This is a genomic window from Arthrobacter sp. J156 (genome assembly GCF_056172865.1).
On the sequence record NZ_CM149650.1, the window covers coordinates 995,528 to 1,021,144 of the forward strand.

The 25,617-nt window shown below is 71.5% G+C and carries 20 protein-coding genes; 3 read left to right on the forward strand and 17 right to left on the reverse strand.

What is annotated here, in order from left to right; all coding sequences use genetic code 11:
• Nucleotides 1-52 precede the first annotated feature (52 nt).
• Entirely contained in the window at nt 53-391 is a 339-nt protein-coding gene (locus AC0QR5_RS04620) for a hypothetical protein (RefSeq protein WP_329860847.1), read from the forward strand.
• Nucleotides 392-498: 107 nt separating this feature from the next.
• Here the strand turns inward: AC0QR5_RS04620 and AC0QR5_RS04625 are convergent, their stop codons facing one another.
• Genes AC0QR5_RS04625 through AC0QR5_RS04655 form a run of 7 tightly spaced genes read right to left on the reverse strand, consistent with a single transcriptional unit; the run spans nt 499 to nt 12,113 of the window.
• Nucleotides 499-2,322, reverse strand: a complete 1,824-nt coding sequence (locus tag AC0QR5_RS04625; protein WP_329860848.1) for a hypothetical protein — start codon at nt 2,320-2,322, stop codon at nt 499-501.
• Nucleotides 2,319-6,788, reverse strand: a complete 4,470-nt coding sequence (locus AC0QR5_RS04630) for a glycosyltransferase (RefSeq protein WP_329860849.1) — start codon at nt 6,786-6,788, stop codon at nt 2,319-2,321. Before AC0QR5_RS04630 ends, AC0QR5_RS04625 begins: the two co-directional genes overlap by 4 nt.
• Entirely contained in the window at nt 6,785-7,597 is an 813-nt protein-coding gene (locus AC0QR5_RS04635) for a hypothetical protein (protein ID WP_329860850.1), read from the reverse strand. Before AC0QR5_RS04635 ends, AC0QR5_RS04630 begins: the two co-directional genes overlap by 4 nt.
• Nucleotides 7,581-8,504 carry an ABC transporter permease gene (locus AC0QR5_RS04640; protein WP_329860851.1) on the reverse strand — a complete coding sequence of 308 codons (924 nt, stop codon included), beginning with the start codon at nt 8,502-8,504 and terminating at the stop codon, nt 7,581-7,583. The genes AC0QR5_RS04635 and AC0QR5_RS04640 overlap by 17 nt, the downstream gene beginning before the upstream one ends.
• Nucleotides 8,501-10,186 carry a glycosyltransferase family 4 protein gene (locus AC0QR5_RS04645; RefSeq protein ID WP_329860852.1) on the reverse strand — a complete coding sequence of 562 codons (1,686 nt, stop codon included), beginning with the start codon at nt 10,184-10,186 and terminating at the stop codon, nt 8,501-8,503. Before AC0QR5_RS04645 ends, AC0QR5_RS04640 begins: the two co-directional genes overlap by 4 nt.
• A 53-nt stretch (nt 10,187-10,239) precedes the next feature.
• On the reverse strand, nt 10,240-11,052 hold the full coding sequence (locus tag AC0QR5_RS04650; protein WP_329860853.1) for a hypothetical protein: 813 nt from the start codon (nt 11,050-11,052) through the stop codon (nt 10,240-10,242).
• A 2-nt stretch (nt 11,053-11,054) separates the two neighbouring features.
• Nucleotides 11,055-12,113, reverse strand: a complete 1,059-nt coding sequence (locus AC0QR5_RS04655) for an LCP family protein (protein ID WP_329860855.1) — start codon at nt 12,111-12,113, stop codon at nt 11,055-11,057.
• 100 nt (nt 12,114-12,213) lie between these two features.
• Between AC0QR5_RS04655 and AC0QR5_RS04660 the strand changes: the two genes are divergently transcribed.
• The gene (locus AC0QR5_RS04660; protein WP_430970710.1) at nt 12,214-12,699 is read left to right on the forward strand and encodes a DUF3515 domain-containing protein; all 486 of its coding nucleotides are present in this window, start codon (nt 12,214-12,216) and stop codon (nt 12,697-12,699) included.
• 9 nt (nt 12,700-12,708) lie between these two features.
• Here the strand turns inward: AC0QR5_RS04660 and AC0QR5_RS04665 are convergent, their stop codons facing one another.
• From AC0QR5_RS04665 to leuC, 6 genes are all read right to left on the reverse strand, one after another.
• Complete coding sequence (locus AC0QR5_RS04665) at nt 12,709-13,830, reverse strand: D-alanine--D-alanine ligase family protein (RefSeq protein WP_329860858.1); 1,122 nt, start codon at nt 13,828-13,830, stop codon at nt 12,709-12,711.
• Nucleotides 13,827-14,858, reverse strand: coding sequence for an NAD(P)H-dependent glycerol-3-phosphate dehydrogenase (locus AC0QR5_RS04670; protein ID WP_329860860.1), 1,032 nt, complete (start codon nt 14,856-14,858; stop codon nt 13,827-13,829). The genes AC0QR5_RS04665 and AC0QR5_RS04670 overlap by 4 nt, the downstream gene beginning before the upstream one ends.
• The gene (locus AC0QR5_RS04675; protein ID WP_329860861.1) at nt 14,855-15,616 is read right to left on the reverse strand and encodes a lysophospholipid acyltransferase family protein; all 762 of its coding nucleotides are present in this window, start codon (nt 15,614-15,616) and stop codon (nt 14,855-14,857) included. Before AC0QR5_RS04675 ends, AC0QR5_RS04670 begins: the two co-directional genes overlap by 4 nt.
• Entirely contained in the window at nt 15,609-16,949 is a 1,341-nt protein-coding gene (gene murA / locus AC0QR5_RS04680) for a UDP-N-acetylglucosamine 1-carboxyvinyltransferase (RefSeq protein ID WP_329860862.1), read from the reverse strand. The genes AC0QR5_RS04675 and murA overlap by 8 nt, the downstream gene beginning before the upstream one ends.
• Before the next feature lie 126 nt (nt 16,950-17,075).
• Nucleotides 17,076-17,675: a 3-isopropylmalate dehydratase small subunit gene (gene leuD, locus AC0QR5_RS04685; RefSeq protein WP_329860863.1), complete on the reverse strand. Its 600-nt coding sequence runs from the start codon at nt 17,673-17,675 to the stop codon at nt 17,076-17,078.
• Between the two features lie 13 nt (nt 17,676-17,688).
• A complete protein-coding gene (gene leuC / locus AC0QR5_RS04690; protein WP_329860865.1) occupies nt 17,689-19,152 on the reverse strand; it encodes a 3-isopropylmalate dehydratase large subunit in 1,464 nt (487 codons plus the stop codon).
• A gap of 113 nt (nt 19,153-19,265) precedes the next feature.
• On the opposite strand from leuC, the gene AC0QR5_RS04695 reads away from it, so the two are divergent.
• Entirely contained in the window at nt 19,266-19,997 is a 732-nt protein-coding gene (locus AC0QR5_RS04695) for an IclR family transcriptional regulator (RefSeq protein ID WP_329860866.1), read from the forward strand.
• Nucleotides 19,998-20,009: 12 nt separating this feature from the next.
• On the opposite strand, the gene thiL is transcribed toward AC0QR5_RS04695, so the two are convergent.
• The 4 genes from thiL to AC0QR5_RS04715 all read right to left on the reverse strand — a co-directional run bounded on the left by thiL (nt 20,010) and on the right by AC0QR5_RS04715 (nt 25,584).
• Nucleotides 20,010-20,996, reverse strand: a complete 987-nt coding sequence (thiL, locus tag AC0QR5_RS04700) for a thiamine-phosphate kinase (protein WP_329860867.1) — start codon at nt 20,994-20,996, stop codon at nt 20,010-20,012.
• Complete coding sequence (locus AC0QR5_RS04705; RefSeq protein ID WP_329860868.1) at nt 20,986-22,629, reverse strand: GTPase; 1,644 nt, start codon at nt 22,627-22,629, stop codon at nt 20,986-20,988. Before AC0QR5_RS04705 ends, thiL begins: the two co-directional genes overlap by 11 nt.
• The gene (locus tag AC0QR5_RS04710) at nt 22,626-24,377 is read right to left on the reverse strand and encodes a dynamin family protein (RefSeq protein ID WP_329860869.1); all 1,752 of its coding nucleotides are present in this window, start codon (nt 24,375-24,377) and stop codon (nt 22,626-22,628) included. The genes AC0QR5_RS04705 and AC0QR5_RS04710 overlap by 4 nt, the downstream gene beginning before the upstream one ends.
• Before the next feature lie 91 nt (nt 24,378-24,468).
• Complete coding sequence (locus AC0QR5_RS04715) at nt 24,469-25,584, reverse strand: hypothetical protein (protein ID WP_430970709.1); 1,116 nt, start codon at nt 25,582-25,584, stop codon at nt 24,469-24,471.
• Between the last annotated feature and the right edge of the window lie 33 nt (nt 25,585-25,617).

Consider the following 25,617-nt stretch of genomic DNA (forward strand, 5'->3'; position numbering starts at 1 on the left):
GGTTCGGCGTAGGATCGAAGTCAAGTCACCACAGCTCAGGAGGCCACGGTCCGTGAAGTACGTCGAAATCCCCGGCGCCCGGCATCTTCGTGCACGGGACGCCTGGGTGGCGGATTCCCGCCCCCGGACCCACGCGCCCGTCGATTCCACCCTGGTCGCCGTGGTCGAACGGCCATCCCGGGTTGATCCCGCACCGGCGCCGCGGGCCGCCGAAGCGCCGGCCGAGCCGACCGCCGTGGCGGCGGGGCCCGCCGGGCTGGCACCGTGGGTGGCACGGGCACCGAGCCCCGAGCGCCAGCGCCGCAAGCGGCGGGTCGCCGCGCTCCTGGTGGCCGGTACCGTCGCCGCGATCCCGCTCTTGGGACTCGGCCTGTTCCTGCTGAACCGCTGATCCACTCCGGCGCACGCCACGAGTCTGCCGTGCAGATCCTGTCGCTCCGGGCGCCGGAAACCCACACGATCTGCAACCCGGACGCGGAAGCCGCTCCCAGCGGCTAGCTAGTCGAGCCCGAGCCAGGCGATGAGCGTCAGGGCGCTGTACACGCCCCTCACCTCCTGCCGGGTCCGCGCCTCGTAGTTCGCCAGATGCCGGACGTACTCGAGATTCAGGCTGCCGGCGTACCGCTCGGCGTCGAGCCGCTCGAGGGCCGTGCGCAAGGACGCGTGGGCTCCGTCGAGGCTCGTGAGCTGCCAGTAGTTGACGCCGAGCGTGTTGGCCCGCTCCACGAGCTCCCGGCGCGCGTCGGGGCCGAGGGCCGGCGCCGCGACCGCGAGGTCATCCAGGCCGGCCGGCAGGTCCCCGACGGGTCCGTGTTCGGCGACGAAGCGGGACACGGGACCGATCCGCGCGGGTTCCGGGAAGGACCGCGGGCGTGGCGCCCGCCGCTGGCGGAGGTAGGCCTCGTTGATCCGGTCCTTGTCGAACGGATAGCCGGCCAGGTCGCCGGCCAGGCCGCGCATGAGGTCGAAACCCAGGACGTTGGCCGACCGCGCCTCGAGCGGCAGCTGGCGTGCGGCGGCGAACCCGTCGACGGAGTACAGCGGATCGAACCGCGCGCCGGTGCGGCTCCAGAGCACGGAGTTCTGTCCGATGTGGTAGCGGTTGCGGATCTGCGAGTACAGGACGTCGCCGATGAAGTCCCGCGGGTGTCCCGCGGCCGCCGCGGCCTTCCAGTGTCCGGCGAGGCGGCGTCCGATCCCCTCGTAGGCGCCGGCCGTCAGCAGGCCGCCGCCCTCGGGGGTGGCGCCCGTCAGCCGGGCCAGCAGCTCGAGCGGATCCGCGGGATCCGCGGGGGCCTCGGGCCAGCGCACGGAATACCAGCTGCGCAGGACCTCCCCGTAGCCCCCGCCCACGGCGACGACGCCTTGCGGGCGCTCCCCGCCGACCGGTCCGCTCGCGGTGAGGCCGCCCGAGTGGAAGATGGGCGCGGTGAGCCGCTCGTGGAGGGCGCCCAGCGGGGTGGGTGAGAGTCCCGCGCTGTCGGTGCGCTGCAGGCCGAAGCGGGCCGTGAGCCCGTCGGCCACGGCCCGGTCGTGCGTGCCTTCGGGGCCGGAGCAGAAGAACTGGAAGTCCTTCTGCGTGCCGGTTTCCAGGATGGCCCCGAGCACCAGCCGGGAGTCGAATCCGCCCGTCAGGTGGGCGACGCGGTGGCTCGCGGGAAGGCGTGCGATCGCCGTGACGGCGTCGATCACCTCCTGCCGGACGGAGGCCAGCGCCTCGCCGTAGCCCTTCTCCTCGTCCACGGCGTCGACGACGGAACTGTACCTTCCGGCAACGACGCCGGTGGACGAGAGGGTCCAGTACCCGAACATCTCCGCACGTTCCACGCCGTCGTAGCTGGCCGGCGTGAGCCCGCCGTTGCCCAGGACCATGCGCTCGAGCTGGAAGTCGACCGATTTGCGGGGCGCGTGGCCCAGCACGGCGGCGACCTCCACGAGCGAGACGAGGTCGCTCGAGACGAGGTCGAACGGCCCGGCGGCCAGCCTCCACACGAGGCAGCCGCCGAGCGGGTCGGGGAGGAAGAGCGCGAGGCCCTCGTCCCGGTCCACGACGACGAGGCAGGACGGGTTGCGGGCCCGCTCCCCCCAGGTCTCGGCGATCCGCCGCGTGGTGGACGCCCGTCCGCCGAGGCATGCCGCGGCCTCCTCGGGCCGGGTGACGGCGACGTCGCCGAGGACGCTCGCCCCGTCCAGGGCGTAGCCGCGCGGGCCGTCCCAATGGAGGAAGTCGCTCCCCCACACGTGCAGTCCGGGCGATGGCTCGGCCGCACCCGCCTCGGCCGGCACGGGGCCGGAGCCGGCGACGACGGCGCGGAGCCTCACGGGGTCCCCGTCCCGTCCCCGGCGGGTGCTCCCAGAATGACCTCCTCCAGGCGGGCCAGGACGTCGTCCTCGTGGAAGTGCTCGCGGGCGTAGTCCCGCGCTTCGGTGGTGGCCCGTGCCCACGCGTCCGGCTCGGAACAGACCGCAAGGATCCGCTCCACCATGGAGGCGGTGGACAGGTGCAGCCAGTGTCCGGGGTAGATCGACTCCGCGCCGGCCCAGGCCAGGCTGACCGGAAGCGCACCCGACGCGGCGCCGTCGGCCAGGGTGAGGTGGAAGGACTCGAAGTCGCTGACGGACAGCACGGTTCCGACCGTGCGGTACCACTCGGCCATGTCGTCCCCGTGGGCGTCGAAGTGAACGGCGCCCGCGAGGAGCGGGTCCTCCTCGAGGCGTCGGAACTGCTCGTCGTAGTACGCCATCTCCTCGGGGCGCTTGGCCATCCAGGGGTAGTCGGCCGGGGTCTTGCCCTTGATCCGCAGCACGTAGCGGTCGTCGACGGCGCGGAGCCCGGCGAGGACGTCGAGAGCGCGGTCCAGGTGCTTCTGCGCCGGGACGATCCCCACGAGGCCGAGCACAAAGCGCGCCGCGGGGTCCTTCGCGGCGTCGAACAAGCGGGCATCGACGGCGTTCGGAACCACGGAGGTACGTGCCGGGTCGTGGCCGAACTTGCGCGCCGCCATCGAACGGATCAGCTCGCCGACGAAGACCGTGTGGTCGACGCGACCGAGCTGCGTGCGTCCCGGCAGCCCCGTGAACAGCTCCTGCGAGTGGAACCTGACGGTCAGTCGCTGGCCGGGGCGCTTGTTGCGGGCATACCATGCCGCGTTTCCAAGGGACCATTCGCAGAAGACGACGTCGGCGCTCGCCAGGAGCTCTCGGCTCGCCGCCGCGTCGTGCTGGTCGTGGTCGGCCCAGTGGTCGATCAGGACGGTGTGGCCGGATGCGCGGAGACGGTCCATGATCCCGCCCGCGAACTTGAGGTCGTGGCCCGCCACGAGAACGGTGCGCGCCTCGGCTGGCTGCTCCGGCTCGACGACGGCGGAGGCCTCCCGCTCCGGAACGACGGGAAGGGCCCGGCGGACGCCTACGACCCGGGCGCCGACTTCCGGCGGCAGGCCGAACCACGGCCGGCCGCCGACGGCCGCCCGCGTCTCGAGCAGGGAATGGCCGCATTCTTCGAGGTCATGGTCCTGGAGCTCTGCGGTGGTCCCCGCGAGGGCGTAGCTGCGCGCGAGGTCCTCCGCCAACACCGGATCGCCGGCCCAGCGGTCCAGGAACGCACGGGGTACGTCCCCGGGAGCCGCCTCGTCGTGGCCGAGGTGGACCGGGATCCCGGCCCGCATCAGACGCTCCCTGGCCGACTCCGTGACCTCGCCGCGATCGGCGACGTGGACCGCGAGGGGTCGGTGCGTCTGCCGCAGCACGTCAACGGCGGCGGGCTCGTCCAAGGACGCGAGCTCGAGAACGTAGGCCGGCACAGCGGGGACGGCGACAACGAGACCGGCCGTACGGAGCATCAACGCGAGCCGGTGGGAGGCCAGATGCGCTCGGTAGACCGTCCGATGGAGGGCCCAGCCGTCGGCGTTACGTGCCGCTTCGTCGTTCAGCCAGTACTCGGCCAGCGCCGAGGCCTCGTCGGCGGTGCCCGCCTGGGGCACCTGCTCGCCGAAGAACGTCGCGACGCCCCGGCCCGCGCCGCTGATCACGGGTGTGCCGCAGGCCGCGAGCTCCATCACCCGGCGGGAGAACATCGTCGGCGATGCATCCACGGAGTTGACGTTCACGTGCACCGGATGGGACGTGTAGGCCTTCACCATCTCGGCGTAGTCGAGGCCGCCGCGGACGAATCCGGCCAGCCGGTCCGGGAAGCGGTAGGGGCTGTCGGGGTGGTTGACCTGCCGGTCGTAGATCGTCAGGCCATGGCCGCCCACCCCGTCGAGGATGCGGGCCAGTTCCCGGCTGCGTTGGGGATAGCGGTCTCCGTAGAACGAGCCGCCGTAGGCCACGGAGGGCTCGAACGGGCGGTCGCTCCCGAAGGGCCGGTGAAGTTCCGCCTGGGCGAAGAAGGGCAGCGCCGCGACCGTGGCGGCGCGGCGCTCCGGATGGGCGAGGTACCGGGGAATGCAGTCGGCGTCCGTGGTGAAGACGTGGTCGAACTCCGCCGCCGTCGGCAGGAACCGCTCCACGTGCACGGGGTCTTCCTTGTTCCAGAAGATCGTGGGAATGCCGCGCCGCCGGCACGCCTCGACGAGCCGCTTCAGCTCGTCGAACTCCTGCTCGCCGTAATAGCCGACCTTCCGGTGCCACGAGCCACCGTTGCCCGACCACGCCGATTCGACGACGAGCACGTCGAAGGGCGCCTCGTCGAGCTGCCGGTCCCACTCCCCCGGCGGGGCGATCCGGACGATGCGGCATTCGGGGGCCAGTGCCGTGGTGGTGAACTCGTCGGCGATCAGGCCAACCGTGACCTCCCGGAGCGCCCGGCCTCCCTCCACGTGAGCGTCCCGTTCGACCACGCGGTGCTCCGTGCGCACGGCGCGCGCGATCGCGGGCCAGGACCTCTCCTCGACGGCCCACGCGCGGGCCGCACGGCCCAGGTCGGCCCGGTGACGGGCATCGCCAGCAAGATGTTTGAGCGCGTCCGCAAGGGCGCGGCTCGAGCCCGCGGGGACCAGGACGCCGCGGACGCCGTCGGGACCGAGAAGGTGCCGGAGCGGTGCGACGTCGGACGCGACGACGCAGCGGCCGGCGGCCATGGCCTCGAGCGGCTTGAGCGGGGACACCATCTCCGTGACCATGTTGCTCACGCGGGGGCAGGGGGCCACGTCGAAGAGGCTCAGGTACCGCGGGATCATCTCGGCGGGGACGCGGCCCGTGAAGGTGACGTGCTCGTTGATCCCGAGCTCCGTCGCCCTCTTCTTCAGCGCCTCGCCGGCGGGGCCGTCACCCACGATGACCAGGCGCGCGTCGGGAACGGCCTCCAGCAGTTGCCGGTGCGCCACGAGCAGCACCTCAAGCCCTTCGTAGGCCACGAGGCTGCCCGCGTAGCCGACGACGAACTGCCCCGGCACGAGCCCGAGCTTCTTGGCCAGCTTCCGGTCCGGCGGGACCGGAACAAAGCGGGAGGTGTCGGCCGCGTTGGGGACGATCCGGATCCGGGCGGGATCGACGCCGCGGCGGACCAGCTCGTCCCTGACCTCCTCGGTGATCGCCAGGACCCGGTCCGCCGACGTCGCGACGAGCGTCTCGAGGCGCACGGCGAGATCGAAGCGATCGCTCTCCAGCCACTCCCGCGCATGCCCAGCGGCTTCCGTCACCTCCCACAGGCCCCGGACCTCGTAGATGAAGGGGAGGCCGAGGCGGCGCGCCGCCAGGAGGGCGGGCAGGGCCGTGACGTGGTTGGAGGCTGCGTGGATGACAGCGGGGCGATTGACCATGGCCTCGCGCACGAAGGCATCCGCCGCGTGGAGGACGTAGGTGTCAAGGGGGTCACGGGTCCAGCGGGGTCCGGGGTTGAAGACGTGGCGGACGCCGTCGATCTCCTGCTCGAAGCGCGTCCTGCCGGGTGGCTGCTCGCTCGTCTTCACGTCCCAGGGATAGCCCGGCCGCGCCGCGACGAAGACGTCGCTTCCCGTCTCGGAGAGCGCCTGGACCAGTCCCGCCGTCCGGGTGGAGTAGCCGTTGCTGTTGAAGCGTCCGGTGCTGTGCGCGCAATACATCACGCGCCCGCGCACGGGCACGTAACCGGGCCCCGGCTGGCGCGGTCCCGGCTCCGGGGGGGTCGAGGCGAGGCGTTCCATGCCGAACAGCTGCCCGACGAAGGCCGCATCCCGCTCGCTGAGCGCTTCGCGCTCTTCCGTGTCCGCGCCGTCCCATGCCCTGCGCAGCTCTTCGGCCGGGACGCCGATCCGGCCGTTCACGAAGAAGTCCTGCTTGGCCTCGAGGACCGCGCGCGTCAGCCCCGCAGCGGGTGCCGGGGACTCCGACGAGGCGCCTGTGGCCGCAGGAACGGTCCGCGCGGCGGCTCCGTTGGCCGGATCCAGCGCCGGCCCGGGCGGCTCGACGGCGGGGCGCGGCTTCCTTCCACGGGCCGCCTTCGCCCACAACCTGCGCGTCGTGACGACCGGCTGCAGCACCGCCGCCGCCGTCTTCAGATGGGGAACGGACCTCAACTGCTCATAGGCCGTCTTGTACTTGGCCACCCGCTCCGTTTGGCGCTCCAGCATCAACTCGAGCCGCTCGCGCCGGCGCACGGCCTTGGCGAGCTTCTCCGCGGCCTTCCCCGCCGCCGCCTGCAGGCTCGCGGCCTCGTTCTCCAAGTGGTGGATCTGCTCGGCGTTATCCCTCGCGAGGCGGCGCAGGCGGACGATCTCGTCCGCCATGGCCGCCGGGTCCTGGCGGACCCGGTGGATGAGGGCGCGCTCCAGGGGCGCGGCGGTGGAGCTCTGGTCCCTGGAAGTCATGCGCGGCGCCGACCGCCTTCCTGAAGGAGGTAACGGGCTGGCTTGTGTTGACGGCGGAAGCGGCGCAGCAGTTGCCGCGCGAGGTTCCGGTCTCCGTCCTTGACGGCCTGGGCGTGTTGGCGGAATCTACGGGCGACGGTCGCCGACGGTCCTTCCGCGAGCACTTCGCCCTCGTGAAGCCACAATGACCTCTCGGTGAGCTGGGACAGAAGGCGCGGGCTCTTGCTCACCACGAGCATCGACCCGCCCTGCCGGAGGTAGCGGCCCAGACGCTCCGCGGCGTCGTCGGAGGTGAGGGCCCTGCCCTGGGCCGCGGGTTCGTCCAGCAGCAGCAGGGGCGCGCCGGTGGCCAGCGCGAGGCAGAGCCGGACGCGTTCGATGACGAGTTCCTCGCAATCGGCGACGAGGCGGGGCAGGTCCTCGGCGGCTTCGGCCTCCTCCCCCACCAGCCGGACGGTCGACTTCAGGGCGGCTCCGTTGATCCCGTAGCCCATGGCGACGCGCTCCATGTTGAACTGGAGCGACTCGTCGAGGGTAAACGCCGTGGCCCGGGTGACCGTCGCCACGGACTCCTCGACGTAAACCGTCCCCCGGTCCGGGGCGGTGGAGCCGCAGACCAGGTCGACGACGTCGTCCGCCCCGTCCTTGCGGGTGCCGAGGACTCCCACGGCCTCTCCGGGCGCCACGAGGAACGTCAGGTCCCGGAGCGCGGGTCCGGCGGCAACGCGGCCCTTGGCCGGACGCTCGTACCGGACCTCATGGAGGAAGGCCCGGGGCCGCACTACCGAGGTGCTAGTCGATTCCGTCATCGCCGCCTTCCGTTGCCCGTTCACCGTAGCGGCCTCCGCGCCGCCAGACCAAAAGCGTGCCCAGCGCCAGGGAGAGCGCGGCCCAGAAGAGGATGATGAGCCAGCCCTCGGGGTCCGGGAGCGTGTTGTAGATGAGCACGGAGCGGGCATGCTCGAGGATCCAGTACATCGGGTTCCAGTGGATGGCCGTCGCGACGGCGGGCCCCAGATCGGCGAAGCGCTCGGCCGCGAACATCACACCGGAGCCGAACATCCACGCGCGCACCGCGATGCTGAGCAGGTTCTGCAGGTCTGGCACGAGGCCGACGAAGTGCGCGGCCAGGAGCGAAAGGCCCAGGTTCAGGGCCATCTGCGCGGCGATGATGGGCACCACGAGCAGCGCGAGCGGCGAGAAGACCTCCTGGGGAGGGAGGATGATGATGATCAACAGCAGCACGAGGTAGCTGGGGAAGCCGCTGAGCCAGGTCCGGAGATTGACGACGACGGGCGCCGTGGCCGGCGGCAGGCGCGTTCCCGCCGTTCCCCCTCGTTGTTTCAGGAGAGACGTCGAGGACCCCGTGATGCACTTGGTCGTCAACTGGAAGAAGAACACGCCAATGAGCAGGAAGCCGATGAAGTTCTCGATCCCCCGGCTCGTCTGCAGGATGATGCCGAAGACCACGTAGTACATGGCCCCATTGAGGATCGGATTGAGGATCAGCCAGAGGCTGCCCAGGCGTTGGCCGCGCGTAGATCCCTGCACATGGGCGCGGGCCTCGTGGAACATGTAGCCGCGGGCGTCCCAGATCTTGACCAGCTCATCGGCCAGTCCGTCGCGCGAGCCCTGGACCTTGAGCCCGGTGACGTCGACGAAGACCAACTCGCTGGCTTCCGCTTCCGGCCCGCTCTCTCCGTTGGATGCCGTCACTGATCCACCACCTCGGCGCGCAATTGTCCATAGCGGGCGATGCTCAGTTCCGCGACGCGCTGCCACGTCCGGGTCTCGAGCACCACGGACCGGCCCGCCCGTCCCATCGCGGCCCGCTGGCTCCCATCGTCGAGCAGAGTCTCGATCGCACGCGCCAACGCCGCCGGGTCGCTGGCAGGAACGCATAGCCCCGTCACGCCGGGGACGACCATTTCCCGCAGCGCAGGGAGGTCGGAGGCCACGACGGGCCGGCACGTGGCCATCGCCTCTACGGGCTTCAGGGGGGTGACGGATCGCGTGACGGCGAAGTCCTTGCGGGGCACCACGAAAACGTCCATGGCCCGGTGGTAGCGGACGGCACGCTCTGCGCTGACCCGGCCGGGGAAGACCTCGTGCGGATCGAGGCCGAGCGCGGCGGCCTGCAGCCGCAGTTCCGAGAGGGCCGGCCCGTCGCCGACGACCTTGAGCCGGACGTCATCGCGTTCCCTGCGGAGGATCGCGTAGGCCTCGACGAGGTCGTCGATGCCCTCGTAGCCGATGAGGCTCGAGACGGTCCCGACGAGCAGCGGCTCGGGGTCCAGGCCCATCTCCGAGCGGGCGACGCGCGGCGGTGGCGGCATGTCCAAGTAGGCATCGCCGACGGCGTTCGGTGATAGCAGGACGCGGGCCGGGTCGACGCCGAACCCGATGATGCGTTGACGCATGGCGTGGCCCAGGGTGAAGACGAGGTCGGCGGACAGCATCACGTCGGTTTCGCGCCGGGTGAAGTCGAGGTAGCGCTCGGAGGTGGCGGCCTCGGGGCTCCGCTTCGAGACCCAGGTGTCGGCGAGCTGACCGCGGACCTCGTAGATCCAGGGCAGCCCCGTGGCTTCGGCCACGGCGCGCACGACGAGTCCGTTGACGAAGTGCGTGGTGGTGTGGAGCACGGACGGCCTGACGTCCAGGACGAGAGCCAGCAGCTGCTCGGCCTCCTCCTGCAGCCGGTCGCGGAGGTTGGGGATGCCGTTTCGGGAGAGCAGGCGGTGGTAGCGGACGCCGTCGATGTCGTGTTTCCGGCTGGGGCCGAGGATGCCGAGCGTCTCGGGGTAGCCGAGTCGCGTCGCCGCGTGCACGTCCCAGCCCAGCTCGTGCTGGGCGCTCAACAGGGAATGCGAGCGCTTCGTGTAGCCCGTCTGGGTGTAGGGCAGGGAATTGTTGAGCAGGTGCAGCACCACCCGTTCGCGGGGCTCGTAGTCCGGGACCGCTTCGACGACGGGGGTCCACCGGCCGTAGACGTCCTGCTCGGCGAGGTAGCGTTCGCGGAGCCGCCGCGTGCGCGCGTCGTCCTCGCGGAGGCAGTTGATGGCCTCGCTGACCCGCCCGTTGTACCAGTGGATCTTGGCCCAGGTGGTGCCCCCGCCGTCCGCTGCTGGATCCATGCGGGTGGCGAAGGTCTGGCCGAGTGCCGGCAGCTCCCCCGCGAGGGACACATCGGCCAGGTACTTGGCCCGCGCGCCCCGGGGGGCCTTCTCCAGGGCCACGGTGAGTCGATGGCGCAGGATCCGGGCGTCGCCGACGAGCAGGGCCGTCATCACGCCGAGGCGCGAGGCCGGGGCGACGGCCAGGATCGAGTCCATTCGCCGCAGCCACCGCTGCAGTCCCGGCGTCGACTTGCGGCCCCACAGCCGCAGCCAGAAGGCCACGGGATCCTCGCGCAAGTGGCGTCGCACAGTATGCCGCAGTGCCAGGAGCCGCCTCACTTGCCCGCCCCTCGCCGGGGGGCCCGGAAGACCTTGAGGTAGTACCAGACGCCCAACGTCAGGACGCCGGCACCCAGGAGGACGTGGACCAGCATCTGGCCGCCCCAACCGGTGGCCGATGAGGCCTGCTCCGTGTCCGCGGTGGCGGGCTCGGGCGAAGGCGTGCTGGAGGGCGCCGGGCTGGAGGGGACGCCGGCCGAAGCCGAGGATGCCGCCGCGGGTGCGGTGGACGCCTCACTGCTCGTGGGTGATTCGGCACTCGTGCTCTCGGGGGCGGCGGACTCCGGCGCGCCCGGTGTCGGCGTCGAGGCATAGAGGACTTGACGTGAGGCGAAGTCGTACTGGAAGCCGCTCGGGGCCAGCGATCCCCGAACCACCATGATTCCGCTCGCGGGATTGATGAGCAGTCCCGTCCGCGGGTGCACCAGGAAGCCGGAAGAGGCGTCGACTGCGAAGCCCGTGCGGGGGTCGACGGCGGCCGCGGGCGCGGTCGGTCGCTGGGCCGTCGGCGTGGGGGCCGGAACGGAGGGGCGACGGCTCGACGACGGCCGGGGGGCCGTGGTCGGCGCGGCGGGGGCCGTGGTGGAGGGCGTCGGATCCTGCGTCGGGCCCGTCGTCGGGTCCCCGGTGCCCGGGTCCGGGTCCACTGGCTCGGTGGCCGGCGGAGGGGTCTCCGTGGCCTGGACCACGGGAAGCGGCTCGGCGGCCGCCGGCGGAGCGCCCACGGCGGCGCCAAGCAGGACGGCGGCCAGGACCGCCCCGGCGGCCGCCGGGGCTCCCGGACGCCGCTCGCGCCAACGCCGACCCATCCCTAGTTCCCGATTCCGTTCTCGACGACGTACGCCGTCAAGGCGTCGTCCCGGAGCGCTTCGCCGATCGCACCCACGGCCTCGGGATCGTTGACGACGATCGACTGACCATCGGCGGAGCGGCCGACGCCCCGGTTGGGCAGGGTGAAGGCGTGGACGTCGCCGGAGCGGACGTCGCGCAGGCCGACGGCAAGCTGGCCGATCTCGGCCCCTCCCAGGCCCTCGTCGACGGAGACATAGGGGGAGAATTCGTCGACGATCGTGGAGATCCTGCCCGGGTTCAGCAGGGTATCGGGGGTCAGGAACGAGGACATGAGCGACTTGAGGAAGAGCTGCTGGTTGGCGACGCGCGAGTAGTCGCCGTCGCTGAACTGCTTGCGCTCCCGGACGAACTTGAGCGCCGATTCCCCATCGAGCAACACCGGCCCGGCCGGGAAGTGCTCCCCCTGGGAACCGGTCGAGGTGAAGGCGCGGGGGTTGTTCACCGTGACCCCGCCGAGGGCGTCGGTCAGGGACTGGAAACCCTCGAAGTCGATGATCGCCACGTGGTCGATCGGCACCTCGAACATGCCCTCGAGCGTCTCGACGAGCAACGGGATGCCCCCGAAGGCCAAGGCTGCGTTGATCTTGTGCGAGCCCTGGCCGGGAATCTCGACCCACGTGTCCCGCATGACCGACATGACGTTGATCGAGCTGCGGTCCCCGGGGATGTTCACGAGCATCATCGTGTCGGAGCGGCCGCCATTGGGCACGGACGGCAGGTCCTCCGTCTCGCCGCTGCCACCACGGACGTCGGAGCCGATGAGAAGGAAATTGAGGGCGTCCTTATTGGCGTCGGACGTCTCGGGGCGGGCCGCGTCGCTCGGGAAGACGGACTCGATGCGCTGGGCCTTGGATTCGAAGGAGTTCATGAGGCTGAAGAGGTAGCCGAAGGCGATGGCCCCGGCGACGGCTACGAGGACGAGCAGGGAGACGATCACCACGACCACGGGGCGGCGCTTCCGCGGCTTCCGCGCGGCGGGCTCGTGGTCTTGGCCCATCAGTTCGTTCACGCCGGTCATGCGACTCCCTCGGTCTCTGGACACGGAGGAGCAACGCTATTGCCCCCCATGGCACGGAGCGCGCGTTCCCATGACGCTCCGCAGCTACCGATAGTATCCCATGGTGACCAATTTTCCCCTCCGGAGGCCCGCGGCGGCCGCGGCCCTGTGCGCCGCGGCGGCGCTCCTGACCGCCTGTTCGGTTCCGCTGGACGTCGAGTCGGCGGAAAATGCCAACGATCCCCGCTGCGCGGACATGATGGTCGTCCTCCCGGACGAGCTCGCCGGCCACTCCCAGCGCCCCACCAACAGCCAGGCCACCTCGGCCTGGGGCGATCCGTCGCACGTCGTCCTGCGCTGCGGCGTGCCGATCCCCGGCCCCACGACGGATCCGTGCGTGAGCGTCAACGGCGTCGACTGGGTGGCCCGTGAGGGAGACCCCGCGTGGACACTGACCACTTACGGCCGCGAGCCCGCCACGGAGGTCCTTTTCGACCCGACGGCCGTGGCCTCGAGCACGGTGCTCGCCGAGCTCGCCGCGGCGGCGGGCCGCATTCCCGCCGACCGCGAGTGCACCTCGGTGGATCAGGACCTCGAGCTGCCCTGACGAACGTGCCTAGCGCAGCCCGGTCCGCCGGTTCATCGCGAGCCAGATCAGCTCGTCGATGAGCTCGCGGTAGGGCAGCCCGGAGGCCGCCCACATCTGCGGGTACATGCTGATGGGCGTGAAGCCGGGCATGGTGTTGATCTCGTTGATGACCCACCGGCCGTCGGGGGTGTAGAAGAAGTCCACGCGGGCCAGGCCCTCGGCTCCGACGGCGTCGAACGCGGCCACGGCGAGCCGCCCGAGCTCCTCGCCCGCGCCCTCCGGCAGCTCGGCCGGGCAGCTGAGCGTCGCGGCGGCGCCGTCGACGTACTTGGCCTCGAAGTCGTAGAAGGTGTGCGCGCCGGCCTCCACGGCGATCTCCCCGGGAAGGGAGGCGCGGGCCGGCGAGGCGCCGCGTCCCTCGAGGACGCCGCACTCGATCTCCCGGCCCGTGATCCCGGCCTCGATGACGACCTTTGGATCGTGCTCGCGGGCCGCCTCGACGGCGGCACGCAGCTGCGAGGGGTCGTCGACGCGGCTGATCCCGACCGAGGACCCCGCCCGCGCCGGCTTGACGAAGAGCGGGTAGTCGAGTCGCCCGGAGGTCGCGAGCGCGGCCTCGGGATCGCGCTGCCATTCCTTGTCCGTGATGACGACGTAGGGCCCGACATCGAAGCCGGCCGCCTCGAAGACCACCTTCATGTAGTGCTTGTCCATGCCGATCGCGCTCGCGGAGACCCCGGAGCCCACGTAGGGCACGTCGGCGAGCTCGAGCAGGCCCTGGAGGGTGCCGTCCTCGCCGAAGGGACCGTGGAGCAGGGGGAAGACCAGGTCCACTCCCCCGAGACTGCGCACGCTCCCGTTGCCGTCGTGCGCCTGCAGCTCGCTGCCGGCGGAGACGTCCGCCAGGCGGACGGGAGTCCCTCCTGCGACCTCGGGGGCCTCTCCCGAGGACAGCGACCAGTCGGCGGGGTCCTGCTCGACGAGCGACCACGAGCCGGAGCGGGTGATGCCCACGGGGACGACGTCGTACTTCTCGCGGTCGATCGCGTTCAGGACGCCGGCCGCCGTGACGCAGCTGACCGCGTGTTCGGAGGAACGGCCGCCGAAGAGCAGGGCGATGCGCGGCTTGCGGAGGGAATCTTGGGTCATGCGTTTCCACCTTCGGATTTCAGGTCCCGGCCCAGGAGACGGTCGCCCATGCCGGCGACGGACAGCCGTCCCTCGAGCACGTCGACGACGGCCTGCGTGATGGGCATCTCGACGCCGTGGCGCCGGGCCAGGTCGAGCACCGCGGAGCCGGATTTGATGCCCTCCGCGGTCTGGGTCATGCGCTGGTTGACCTGCTCGAGGGTCAGCTCCTCGCCGAGGAGCCGGCCCGCCGTGCGGTTGCGGGACAGCGGCGAGGAGCACGTGGCGACGAGGTCGCCGAGGCCCGCGAGCCCGGCCATGGTCTCCACCTTGCCCCCGAGGGCCAGCGTCAGCCGCGTCGTCTCGGCGAGTCCGCGCGTGATGACGGAGGCCTTGGTGTTATCACCCATCCCCCGCCCGTCGCAGATGCCGACGGCCAGGGCGATGACGTTCTTGACGATGCCGCCGAGCTCGACGCCGACGACATCGGCGTTGGTGTAGGGCCGGAAGTAGCGCGGCGTCGCTGCCGCGGCGATCCATGCCGCCGTGTCCTCGTCCAGGCAGGCCACGACCGAGGCCGTGGGTTCCTCGCGGGCGATCTCCATGGCCAGGTTGGGTCCGGAGACCACGGCGACGCGGGCGGGTGCGAGCCCCAACTCCTCGATCACGACCTCGCTCATCCGGGCGTCGGTGCCGCGCTCGAGGCCCTTCATGAGGGAGACGACGACGGCCCCCTCCGGGATATGCCGGCGGAAGGAGCGGAGCTGTTCGCGCAGGGTCTGCGCCGGTACGGCCAGGACGACGATCTCGGCTCCGTCGAGGACCCACGCCGGGTCCGTTCCGGCCACGATGTTCCCCGGCAGGACGGTCTCGCCGAGGTAGGCCGAGTTGGTGTGGTCCCGGTTGACCTCTTCGGCGACCTCGGTGCGTCGCGCCCAGAGCCGCACCGTGGTTCCCGCGGCGCGCCCTCCGTCGCCGAGGACCTTGGCGAAGGTGGTTCCCCAGCTCCCGGCCCCCATGACCGCGATGGAACGCGGTGCGGGCCTCATGCCTGCTCCCCGTCCGTGGGCGCTGCGCCGAAATCGCGGCCCGTGGCCTTCTGGCCGTGCACTGCGGGATCCCACGGCTTCGCGGGAGGTTCCGCGCCGCGCAGCACGGCCACCTCGGCCGTGACGGCGGCGATGATGCGGGACGTCGCCTCCTCGAGCACGGTCCGGGTCACGGGCCGGCCCATCAGGTCCGAGAGGTCCACGGGGTCCCCGACGCGCACGCGGACGCGCTTGCGCGGCCAGATCTTGAGGGACTTCCCGTACCGCGGCAGCACCTGCTGCGCTCCCCAGTGCGCGATCGGCACGACGGGCGCCCCGGTCTGCAGGGCGAGGCGTGCCGCCCCGGTCCGCCCACGCATCGGCCACTCCTCGGGGTCGCGAGTGAGCGTCCCCTCGGGGTACACGATCGCGACGGACCCCTCGTCGATGAGCTGGCGGGCCAGGGCCAGGGATTCCTGGGCGCCGACCGTGCTGCGGGCCACGGGGATCTGCCGGGTGGCCCTCAGCACGGCACCGACCACCGGGACCTTGAACAGCGATTCCTTCGCCAGGTAGCGCGGCAGGCGGCCGTGGTTGTAGAAAGCGTGCCCGACGACGAGCGGATCGATCTCGGTCACGTGGTTCGGGCAGGCGATGAAGCCGCCCTCGGGCAGGGCGTCGAAGCGCTCCCACGTCCGGCCCATCATGAGGTTGAGCGCGGGCCGGGCGATGCCCGCGACGACGGCGAAGACGGCGCGGGCGCCGAAGGTCTCAGTCATGGCGCGCGAGGGCCCCGGCGGACAGCTCGACGTCGGCGCCGAGCGCGGCCAGCTTGCCCATGAAACGCTCGTAGCCGCGGTTGATGATCTCGATGCCCGTGACGCGGCTCGTCCCCTCGGCGGCGAGCGCCGCGATGAGGTGGGAGAAGCCGCCGCGCAGGTCGGGGATGTCGATATCCGCGCCGTGCAGCTTCGCGGGCCCGGTGATGACGGCCGAGTGCAGGAAGTTGCGCTGGCCGAAGCGGCACGGCACGGCGCCGAGGCACTCGCGGTGCAGCTGGATCGTCGCGCCCATCCGCACGAGCGCCTGGGTGAAGCCGAAGCGGTTCTCGTACACGGTCTCGTGCACGATCGAGACGCCCTCGGCCTGGGTCAGGGCCACGACGAGGGGCTGCTGCCAGTCGGTCATGAAGCCCGGGTGCACGTCCGTCTCCAAGACGAGCGGCTTGAGCGCCCCGCCCGGGTGGAAGAAGCGGATGCCGTCGTCGAAGACCTCGAACGCGCCGCCGACCTTGCGGTAGGTGTTCAGGAACGCGGTCAGGTCCTCCTGGTCGGCGCCCTCGACGTAGATGTCGCCGCGCGTGACGAGGGCCGCGGAGGCCCAGGAGGCGCCCTCGTTGCGGTCGGGCAGCGCGCGGTGGTTGTAGCCGACGAGCGTGGGGACGCCCTCGATGCGGATGACGCGGTCCGTCTGCACGGAGATGATCGCGCCCATCTTCTGCAGGACGGAGATCAGGTCCATGATCTCGGGTTCGACGGCGGCGTTCTTGAGCTCCGTGATGCCCTCGGCCTTGACGGCGGTCAGGAGCACCTGCTCGGTCGCGCCGACGCTCGGGTAGGGCAGCTCGAGCTTGGCGCCCTTGAGCCCGTGGGGCGCGGAGATCGCGATGCCGCCCGGGCGCTTGTCGACGACGGCGCCGAAGTTGCGCAGCACGTTCAGGTGGTAGTCGATCGGGCGGTCGCCGATGCGGCAGCCGCCGAGGTCGGGGATGAAGGCCTCGCCGATGCTGTGGATCAGGGGTCCGCAGAAGAGGATCGGGATGCGGGAGTCGCCGGCGTGGGCGTCGATCTCGCGGGACGGGGCCTGCTTGGCACCGGCCGGGTCGAGCGTCAGGTCGCCCGTCGCCGGGTCCTTGCTGACGGTGACACCGTGGATCTCCAGGAGGGAGGTGACGATCTCGACGTCCCGGATCTCCGGGACGTTGCGCAGCACCGAGGGGGTCTCGCCGAGCAGCGCGGCGACCATGGCCTTCGGGACGAGGTTCTTGGCTCCCCTGACTCTCACCTTCCCCTGAAGCGGGACTCCGCCGCGGATCGTCAGGACTTTGCCCATGGATGCACTACCTCGCAGTTGATCGGTACTCCGGAAGCCCGGAACGTCCCTGCAAGCATACAGCCACGCCCCCCGCGAACCGGGCAATTCAGCCGGTCGCGGAGGGCGCGGGCGGTCCGTCCGGGCTCAGCCGCGGGCGGGGAGCGTGGCGGGCTTGAAGGCGGGGCGCGTGGCCTCGTAGCGCGTGATGGCGTCCTCGTGCTGCAGGGTCAGGCCGATGTCGTCGAGGCCCTCCATGAGCCGCCAGCGCGTGTAGTCGTCGATCCCGAATCCGGTGGTCAGCGAGCCGCACGTGACGGTGCGAGACGCGAGGTCCACGGTGACCTCGGTGCCGGGGTGGTTCTCCAGCTCCTTCCAGATGAGCTCGATGTCCGCCTGCTCGACCTCGGCGGCGACGAGGCCCTGCTTGCCGGAGTTGCCGCGGAAGATGTCGGCGAAGCGGGAGGACAGCACGGCCTTGAAGCCGTAGTCCTTCAGGGCCCAGACGGCGTGCTCGCGGGAGGATCCTGTGCCGAAGTCGGGTCCGGCGACGAGGACGGAGCCGCGCGAGAACGGCTCCTGGTTGAGGATGAATTCCGGGTTCTTGCGCCATCCGGCGAAGAGCGCGTCCTCGAATCCGGTGCGCGTGATGCGCTTGAGGTAGACGGCCGGGATGATCTGGTCGGTGTCGACGTTGCTCTGGCGCAGCGGGACGCCGATGCCGGTGTGGGTGCTCAGCTTCTCCATGGGGTCACCTTTCCTAGGCGGCGGCCGTGGCGGCGGCCTCGGCGGCCGGCGGCAGGTCGGACGGGGAGCTCAGGGTGCCGCGCACCGCGGTCGCGGCGGCGACGAGCGGGGAGACAAGGTGCGTGCGCCCGCCCTTGCCCTGCCGGCCCTCGAAGTTGCGGTTGGAGGTCGAGGCGCAGCGCTCGCCCTCGGAGAGCTGGTCGGGGTTCATGCCGAGGCACATCGAGCAGCCGGCGAAGCGCCACTCGGCGCCGAACTCCTTGAAGACGCGGTCCAGGCCCTCGGCCTCGGCCTCGAGCCGGACCCGCGCCGAACCGGGCACGACGATCATCCGCACGTCCGGGTCCTTCGCGCGGCCCTGGATGATCGAGGCGGCGGCCCGCAGGTCCTCCATGCGGCTGTTGGTGCAGGAGCCGAGGAAGACGGTGTCGACGCGGATCTCCTTCATGGGGGTGCCGGCGGCCAGCCCCATGTAGTCGAGGGCGCGCTCGCACGCGGCCTTGGCGTTCTCGTCCTCGAAGTCCTCGGGGCCCGGGACACGTTCTGAGAGCGAGACGCCCTGGCCGGGGTTGGTCCCCCACGTGACGAACGGTTCGAGCGCGTCGGCGTCGAGGTGGACCTCGGCGTCGAACACGGCGCCCTCGTCGGTGTGCAGGGTGTCCCAGTACTCGACGGCGGCGTCCCAGTCGTCGCCCTCGGGGGCGTGCGGGCGGCCCTTGAGGTACTCGTAGGTCGTCGCGTCGGGGGCGATCATCCCGGCGCGCGCGCCGGCCTCGATCGACATGTTGCAGATGGTCATGCGCGCGTCCATGGAGAGGGAGCGGATCGCGGAGCCGCGGTACTCGAGGACGTAGCCCTGTCCCCCGCCGGTGCCGATCTTGGCGATGACGGCGAGGATGATGTCCTTCGCGGTGACGCCGGGACGCAGGGTCCCCTCGACGTTGATGGCCATGGTCTTGAACGGCTTGAGCGAGAGCGTCTGGGTGGCCATGACGTGCTCGACCTCCGAGGTGCCGATGCCGAAGGCGAGGGCGCCGAACGCGCCGTGCGTGGAGGTGTGGGAGTCGCCGCACACCACGGTGGTCCCGGGCTGCGTGAGCCCGAGCTGCGGTCCGACGACGTGCACGATCCCCTGCTCCTTGTCACCGAGGGAGTGCAGGCGCACGCCGAACTCGGCGCAGTTGCTGCGCAGCGTCTCGATCTGGGTGCGGCTCGTGAGGTCGGCGATCGGCTTGTCGATGTCGAGCGTCGGCGTGTTGTGGTCCTCCGTGGCGATCGTCAGGTCCGGGCGCCGCAGCTTCCGTCCCGCGAGGCGCAGGCCCTCGAAGGCCTGGGGCGAGGTGACCTCGTGGACGAGGTGGAGGTCGATGAAGATGAGGTCGGGCTGCCGTGCGGCGCCCTCGCCCTCGCCGTGGCGCACGACGTGCGCGTTCCAGACCTTCTCGGCCAGCGTCTGCGTGCTCTTCTCCGCGGACATTCCAGCCTCCTCCCGTGCTTCTCGGCGTTCGTCCTACAACTGAAGCACCGCCTCGCGGGCGAGCGCCAGCCCGCGGCTGGCGATCTCATATATTGAGACGCTAGTATCACTTTATGGACAACTCGAGTGGTGTCGGTGTGATCGACAAGGCGGCCATGGTGCTCGACGCGCTGGAGGCGGGCCCGACGAGCCTCGCCCAGCTCGTCGCCTCGACGGGGCTCTCGCGCCCCACGGTGCACCGGCTCGCCCAGGCCCTCGTCCACCACCGCCTCGTCGGCAAGGACATCCACGGGCGCTTCGTCCTCGGCGGACGGCTCGTCGAGCTCGCCTCCGCCGCGGGCGAGGACCGGCTCATCGCGGCCGCGGGCCCGCTGCTGATCCAGCTCCGCGACGCGACGGGCGAGAGCTCCCAGGTCTTCCGCCGGCAGGGCGAGCACCGCGTGTGCGTCGCCTCGGCCGAGCGGCCCGTCGGGCTGCGCGACACCATCCCCGTGGGGACCCAGTTGTCCATGCGGGCCGGCTCGGCGGCGCAGGTCCTGCTCGCGTGGGAGGACCACCAGCGGCTCCTCGACGGCCTCCACGGCGCCCGCTTCACGCCCACGATCCTGGCGGGGGTACGACGCCGGGGCTGGGCCCAGAGCCTCGGCGAACGCGAGCCGGGGGTCGCCTCGGTCTCGGCCCCGGTGCGCGGCCCGAACGGCCGCGTGATCGCCGCGGTCTCGATCTCGGGGCCGATCGAGCGCCTGACGCGCCAGCCCGGGCGCGTCCACTCGGACATCGTCTGCCGCACCGCGGCGGCGCTCAGCGAGGCCGTCCGGTCGGCGTCGGAGGCCACGGGCGCCTGAGCGGCGCCGTCGTCATTCGAAGTGGTCCCAGCCCCGGTGCGCGCCGGGGATGCCCCGGACGGTCCCGCGGCCCTCGGCGGCTCGGCCGATCACGGTGAAGCCGTCGGCCACCGCACCGGGCGGGAAGCAGGCCAGGAGGCCGAAGTCCTCCCCTCCCCCGACGACCCAGTCCAGGACATCGCGCCCGTGCCGGGCGGCGAGGCCGCGCAGCCCGGCCCCGAGGTCCCCGAGCACATCGGCGTCGAGCACGAGGTCGACGCCGCTCGCGCGGGCCAGGCGCGGGGCGTCGCGGGCGATCCCGTCGGAGAGGTCCATCATGGCCGTCGCGCCGGCCACGGCCGCGGCCGGTCCAAGGGCCAGGGGCGGGGCGGGGCGCAGCTGCGAGGCGGCGAGCCCGGCCTCGTCGTCGTTCCATCCGGCCGCGGGCACCGCGGACTCCAGCAGGGACAGCCCGGCGGCGGCGCGGCCGGGAGATCCGGTCACGACCAGGACGTCTCCGGGACGCGCGCCGGAGCGCAGGACGGGGCGTCGACCGGCGAGGTCCCCGGTCACCGTCGTGGTCACCGAGATCTCGCGACCGGTGCCGAGGTCCCCGCCGGCCACGGAGCAGCGCGTGGCGCCGAGCCCGACGCACGCCGCGGCGAAGCCGTCCGCGAAGCCGAGGACCCAGTCCACGGGGGTCCGAGGGGGCAATGTCAGGCTGACCACTGCCGCGCTCGCCTCGGCACCCATCGCGTTGACGTCGGAGAGGTTCTGCGCAGCGGACTTCCAGCCGACGTCGAACCCCGTGCTCTCATAGCCGGACGGCCAGCGGAGCCGGAAGTCCTGGTCCTCGACGAGCGTGTCGGCGGTGATCACGAACCGCCCGTCGGGTGCCGCGACGAGGGCCGCGTCGTCGCCGGGCCCGAGCAGGGCCTCGCCGACCCGGAGCCGGGGCAGCACGAGCTCGAGGAGGCCGGCCTCGCCGAGCCCCGCGACCGTCCGGGCCTCAGCCGGCACGGGCGGCCTCCAGGGCGGAGCGGAAGTCGTTGTAGCGGGTCAGCTCCGCGGCGACGGGTTCGACGACGAGCCGCGCTGCGACGTCGTCGACCGCGGCCTCGAGCCGGCGCCGGACCGACCGTGCCCGCTGCCGCGCGGCCAGGCGTCCCGCGAGCCCGGCGCCCAGCGCTGCGGCGACGCCGAGAACGATCCCTCCGAGGAGCAGGAGGGTGGGCACGGGGAAGCCCTCGACGGCCGGGGCCGGCGGGACGTCGAACTGGAGGTACCCGAGCATGGCGAGGCCGCCGAGCCACAGGGCCCCCGCGACGGCGACGGCGAGGACGAGCCACTGCAGGACCGAGGCCGGGGTCCACCACCAGCTGCGCTTCCCTGCAGTCGTGCCGACGCCCGCGACGGCTTGGTCGACGGCGTCGGGGAGCCGGTCGGCGGAGGCCCGGGCCGAACGGCGGATGGCCGCCCGCCAGGCCTCGGGCACGCCCTGGGCGGCCGCATCGGCGTAGGCGCGGACGGCGGCGTCGGATTGGGCGCGCTGGGCGGGGCCTGGGGCCGGCAGCGAGGTGCGGTTGACCTCCGGGGCGACGTCGGTGCGGTGCAGGTTGAGCCTGCGCAGCGGGTCGGGCCGCAGCTTGCGCAGCCAGCGGGTGGGCGGCCATCCCGTCGCGGCCACGGCGCGGAGGCGGTAGGACTTCTCGACGGCCGCGACGACGGTGCCGACGGAGCCCGCGTCGGCGAGCTCCCGGCCGAGCCGGGCCCGGGCCTCGCGCCCCGGCGCCTCGGCCTGCGACCCCGTGCCGCCGTCCGCCAGGAGATCGGCGGCGTGCAGGACGTCGGCCGCGAGCCGTTCGCCCGCGGCCGTGCGGGAATCGGCGATCTGTCCGATAAGCTCGCGCAGCTCCCCCACGCCGTCGCCGTGGACGGCCGAGGTGGCGAGGATCCGGGCGGGCCGCACGCCGTCCTCGTCGAGGATCCGGCGGAGCGAGTCCATGACGGGCTCGCGGTCCCCGGGGGCTAGGCGGTCGCTCTGGTTGAGCACCACGACGCTGACGGCGCCGTGCCCGGCGAAGCGCCGGATGAAGCCGTGGTGGACGGCCGCGTCGGCGTACTTCTGCGGGTCCAGGACCCAGACGAGCAGGTCGACCTGCCCAGCGAGCCGTTCGACGACCTCGCGGTGTGAGTCCTCGGTGGAGTCGAAGTCGGGAAGGTCGAGCAAGACGACCCCGCCCGGGGCCGCCTTCCGCCGGGCGCGTCCGCCGCGGGCCGAGGCCTCCGGCTCGTCGAGGAGGTGCCGTTCGTCGACGCCGAGCCAGTCCAGCAGCTCGGCGCTGCCCTCGCTCCCGGAGACGGCGGCGAGCGGGCGTGAGGTCGTCGGGCGCGTGGCGGCGGCTCGGGCCAGCTGACGCCCGGTCACGGCGTTGAAGAGGGACGACTTGCCGCTGCCCGTCGCGCCGAAGAAGCCGACGACCGTGTGGTCGGGGCTCAGCGAACGGCGCGACGTGGCGCGCTCGAGGACCGCTAGTGCGGCCTCCGCTGCCGGCCCGGGGACGACGCCCTCGCCGAGCTCGCGCGCGCGATCGAGGGCCTCGAGCCGCTGCTCGAGGGGCGAGGCAGAGGCCCGTCCGCGGCGGCGGGTCACTGCTCCCCCTCCGCCCGGGTGGCCAGGAGTCCGTGGGCCAGCCGGCGCAGCTCCTCGGTGTCCTCCGGCGTCCGCCCCGTGGGCAACAGGCGCAGGAAGCGTCCGGCCTCGGCCTCGAGCAGCGCGTCGCAGCGCTCCTCGAGCAGGGACTTGGCCTTGCGGGTGAGGCGGCGGACGGCGTCCTCGCCGAAGATCGCCTCGAGGAGCTTCTGGCCGACGACGGCGGAGCCGCCGGCGATGCCGATCTCGAGTCCCGTGAGCCCGGCGGTGGAGGCGAAGACGACGACCATCAGCGCGACGGCGACGCCGTTGACGCCGAAAGACGCCATGCGGGCGGTCAGCCGGCGGCCCTGGCCCTCGCTGCGGATGAGTTCGAGCAGGTCGCCCTGCCACGCGCGGATGGCCTCGGCCGCGTCGGCGCTGAAGTCATCGGAGACGGCCCCGAGGCCGGCGCCGTCGAGCTGGCCCCGGCCGGCGGCGTCCTGCCGCCAGCGTTCCTCGACCCGTTCGGCCGCGGTCGCAGCCTCGTCGACGACGACGGCGTGCAGGCCGGACTCGATGGCCTCCTCGACGGTCTTGACGGGTTGCGGCCTCCCGCTCAGGAACGCGCCGATGCGGTCCCGCAGCCGGCCGATGCCGCTCTCCAGGGAGCGGAAGAACTCGCCCGTGCCGACGAAGTCCTGCCAGCGGGCGAGCACCTCCCCGCGCAGGAGCGTGCCGTCGCCGGCCGCCCGGCTGATCCCGCTCCGCGCCTCGTTGAAGGCCGCGTCGACGTCGGCCCGGAGCCGGGCGGCGGCCTCGTGCTGCTGGTCCTCGGCGGCCGCGAGCTCCTCGACGCGGCCGGCGAGCTGGGCCACGACGCCGGCCAGTGTGCGCCGGGCGATCTCGGAGCGTACCGCGGCATCGCCGGCGAGCTCGCGGAGCCAGTCGCTGGGGCCCGCTACAGCGTCGGCCGGTAGGAGCCCGTCGGGGCCGAGCGGCGTCTCGGGGACGGTGAAGAGCTTCGCGGCGCCGAGGCCCTGGGCGGCTAGCATGGCGCGCAGGTCGTCGGCGACCTCGTCCTCGACGCCGGGCGGGATGCGGTCGAGGACGACGGCGACGGTGATGTCGCGCGCGGCCGCGTCCTTCAGGAGCGCCCAGGGCACGGCGTCGGCGTAGCGGTTGGCGGTCGTGACGAAGAGCCACAGGTCGGCCGCGGCGAGCAGCTGACGGGCGAGGCGGCGGTTGCCGTCGGAGACGGAGTCGATGTCGGGCGCGTCCAGGAGGGCGATCCCGCGCGGTACCACATCGTCGGCGACGAGCAGGAGGGACTCCGTCCCGGTGCCCTCAGCTCCCCCGGCCGGCGGCGCGGACTCGGCCGCGGTACCCGTCACGCGGGGCAGGGCCGGCAGGATCCGATCGCCGTCGAACCAGGCCGACTCGGAGGGGTGGTGGAGCAGGATGGGCTGCCGGGTCGTGGGTCGGATGGCGCCGGCGCGCGTGACGACCCTGCCGACCAGGGCGTTGACGAGCGTGGACTTCCCGGCACCCGTCGATCCGCCGACGACGGCGAGCAGCGGCGCGTCGAAGCTGCGGTAACGCGGAAGAATATAGTCGCTGACCTGAGTCACTAGCTGGGCCCTCTTCGTACGGGCGTCCTCAACGCCCGCGCTTTGAAGGACGAACTTGGCTTCCGAGAGATCGTGAAGAAGCTTCTCAAGATGTAGGTCTAGACCCCTGGGCCCAGCGTCACCGTCCGTGGTAGCCATAGGACCTCTCAATTCCTAAACGCCTGCTATCGAACCTCCAAACCAACGCGCAGCGCTCCAGCAGTCGCATAGCTTTCATCCGTGCATTCCGCTACAGGTGCCGCTGAAGCGCGTCAGCGATTGGCTGGTCAATAGCCCACCAGTCCTTTGCAAGCCCAGTGGCAGACCGCCGGAACTTCCACCCAGTGCTTACTGCATAGAAGTGCCGATGGATGACACCGGAGTAGATCGCCGTCGTCATTCCATGGATCGAGTGCGTCCTCCACTGGACGTTGCTGGGGAGGCGCCCCGGGAGACAACTCCACTTTGGTGTTGACAAAGCCTTCTGCGGATCAACGTAGCCAAAGTCCTGAAAACTAAAGTCTTCTTGATTGAAGTTCGTGTTCGTCGGCGTCCCTTCGACGACGGAGCCGTGGTATCGAAGGTATCCCGTCTTCGAATCATTCAAGTGTTCGAAGACACTCCTTCCGTCACCGGTCAGCACCAGTTCGTCGACGTCGGCGTGAATGACACCACTGGACGATCCCAAGAATCGCCTCTGAGCATCCGACCCCACAACGTACTCGAAGAAGTCGGAGTCGAAACGACCGCTCGGGCCGGCTTGCGGGCCAAACTTGTAGGGCCACGATACGACTACACCCGCCTCCAGTCCCTGGACACCGGTCATCAGGTCCAATACGTCCTCAGGCGCATAGTCTGTGGATCCGTTGTCGTAGATCAGCGCTGCGTTGACACCGTGCTCCTCGACGTGGAATGTCAACCAGTCACGGATCCATCTCAGGCGATTATTCTTGGATTTCGTGTAGATGGCCCGAAGACCATCGAAAGCTCCCACATATGACACCCCAATGGGGATAGTGACCTCGAATTCGGCCGATTTCACCTCAAGAGTCTTCCCCTGGACGCCGTCAACGTAAGACATTTGAGCATGTCCACGATCTTCAAGACAGACGCTGGAAGAAACGTCGACTCCGTCCACCAACCAGACCGCGGATGCCAAAGTTGGAAGGAGATTCAGGAGCGGTGGACCGGACAGCGAGATCCCAGTCGGAGTGTTGAACGCTTCGTACCAGAGCGTCCTGTAGTCGAACGCGTCGCGAAAGCCATCCTGCTGAAGTTCTTCGGGACGCGGTGGCAATCGGACAATCCCGGACGATTCTGGGATGGTCGCGCCAACGCTTTCGACGACGAAAAAGGGACTGGACACCTGGCTCCTGACTTCACACTGCTTCCTACTGCA

Coding starts and splice junctions, on each gene's coding strand:
- AC0QR5_RS04665 (WP_329860858.1), bottom strand. CDS start 13,830: ATGACCCAAGATTCCCTCCGCAAGCCGCGCATCGCCCTGCTCTTCGGC.
- AC0QR5_RS04670 (WP_329860860.1), bottom strand. CDS start 14,858: ATGAGGCCCGCACCGCGTTCCATCGCGGTCATGGGGGCCGGGAGCTGG.
- AC0QR5_RS04635 (WP_329860850.1), bottom strand. CDS start 7,597: ATGACGGAATCGACTAGCACCTCGGTAGTGCGGCCCCGGGCCTTCCTC.
- AC0QR5_RS04660 (WP_430970710.1), top strand. CDS start 12,214: ATGGTGACCAATTTTCCCCTCCGGAGGCCCGCGGCGGCCGCGGCCCTG.
- AC0QR5_RS04675 (WP_329860861.1), bottom strand. CDS start 15,616: ATGACTGAGACCTTCGGCGCCCGCGCCGTCTTCGCCGTCGTCGCGGGC.
- AC0QR5_RS04655 (WP_329860855.1), bottom strand. CDS start 12,113: ATGACCGGCGTGAACGAACTGATGGGCCAAGACCACGAGCCCGCCGCG.
- AC0QR5_RS04710 (WP_329860869.1), bottom strand. CDS start 24,377: ATGGCTACCACGGACGGTGACGCTGGGCCCAGGGGTCTAGACCTACAT.
- AC0QR5_RS04630 (WP_329860849.1), bottom strand. CDS start 6,788: ATGACTTCCAGGGACCAGAGCTCCACCGCCGCGCCCCTGGAGCGCGCC.
- leuC (WP_329860865.1), bottom strand. CDS start 19,152: ATGTCCGCGGAGAAGAGCACGCAGACGCTGGCCGAGAAGGTCTGGAAC.
- leuD (WP_329860863.1), bottom strand. CDS start 17,675: ATGGAGAAGCTGAGCACCCACACCGGCATCGGCGTCCCGCTGCGCCAG.
- AC0QR5_RS04650 (WP_329860853.1), bottom strand. CDS start 11,052: ATGGGTCGGCGTTGGCGCGAGCGGCGTCCGGGAGCCCCGGCGGCCGCC.
- murA (WP_329860862.1), bottom strand. CDS start 16,949: ATGGGCAAAGTCCTGACGATCCGCGGCGGAGTCCCGCTTCAGGGGAAG.
- AC0QR5_RS04695 (WP_329860866.1), top strand. CDS start 19,266: ATGGACAACTCGAGTGGTGTCGGTGTGATCGACAAGGCGGCCATGGTG.